This is a genomic window from Dietzia sp. UBA5065 (assembly GCA_002415925.1).
Classification (GTDB): Bacteria; Actinomycetota; Actinomycetes; order Mycobacteriales; family Mycobacteriaceae; genus Dietzia.
On record DIAZ01000009.1, the window covers coordinates 5652 to 6896 of the forward strand.

Sequence of the window (1245 nt, forward strand, 5' to 3'; positions counted from 1 at the left end):
GGCTCCCGACGCGGGCTCCCTACGCAGGCTCTGCCCGCAGGCAACGCAGGCTCCCAAGCATGTCTCGGACCGCCTCACGGCGCCGACTGCCCGCGACGCAATGCGGCCTGGATCTGACGGATCACCGTCGCGTGGTTCCGCAGCATCTGGGCGGTCACCCTCACCACCTGCCAACCCAGTTCCGCCAACTCGGCGTTCACCCGGGCGTCGTGCTCCCAGGTGGATCGTCGACGGTGCACCTCGCCGTCGTAGAAGATCGCGACCCGCTGCTCCGGATACCCGAAGTCCGCGACGGTGATCTTCACCCCGTACTCGTTGTAGATGATCAATTGCGGGATCGGGACCGGCAACTCCGCTCCGCCGAGGATGAGCCTCAGCCTGGTCTCCCTGGGGGAGTCCGCGCGATGGTCGGCGTCGCGAAGCAGCCCCCGAACCCGTCGCAACCCGTGCAGCCCGCCGAGGGAGGACGCCAGTGATCTCACCTCGGACACGTCCGTCTGCGTCCTGTTGCAGAGCGCGTCGATCTTGGCGATCGCCCGCTCGTCGTCGTCCTCCCACCGTGCCACGTCGACCGCCGTGCGCGCGACGGAGGTGACCGTGATCCCCTCGCAGACGTGGAGCTGCGCGCCGGGGAGCGCACTCCGCAGTCGTCTCGCGCGCACTCCGCGCGGCGCGTGTGTCGGCCCGAGCGTGTAGATGTCCACTTCCCGTCGGACCGACTCCGGGGAGTACCAGCGTTCGCCGTGCAGGCGCGCGGCCGCCAACCCGGCCACGACCGATCCCGACGGCGCCCACAGCGCGGCCGCTGACACGAGGGTGGTCGGGTCTATGGGTCCGGACGCCCGGCAGTACACGTCCGGGAAGATCCTCCGGTGCGCGGAACGCAGGGAATGGGTGGTGACGCGGCCTGCCGCCAGCGCCTCGCTGCCGATGAATGGTCTCGCGGGTTGATTCGAGGTCACGTGTCGATCATGGGGCGCGACGCGACGCGCATTCGGGCCCCGGGCCGCGGTTGTGGAGGGAGTCGACGACCATCCACAGGCGCTCGGCCGAAGCTGGTAGCACTCAGTGCGGCCGCACGCCCGATCGAGCCACCTGCCCGCGACCAATGCGTCCGTGGCTGCTACCAATCGGCGGCGGATCAGCGGGGCGGTGCGGGCGGATCAGCGGTGGGGGGTGTGGGGGGTGGGGATGGCGGCGTGGATGGCGGCGCGGAGGGCGTCCGGGTTCGTGAGGTCGGGCAGG

At 70.7% G+C, this 1245-nt stretch carries 1 protein-coding gene; it reads right to left on the reverse strand.

All coding sequences use genetic code 11. The annotated features are described in order from the left end of the window. Positions 1-74: 74 nt before the first annotated feature. Positions 75-962, reverse strand: coding sequence for a DUF559 domain-containing protein (locus B4M60_RS00865; RefSeq protein WP_291079473.1), 888 nt, complete (start codon positions 960-962; stop codon positions 75-77). Positions 963-1245 lie beyond the last annotated feature (283 nt).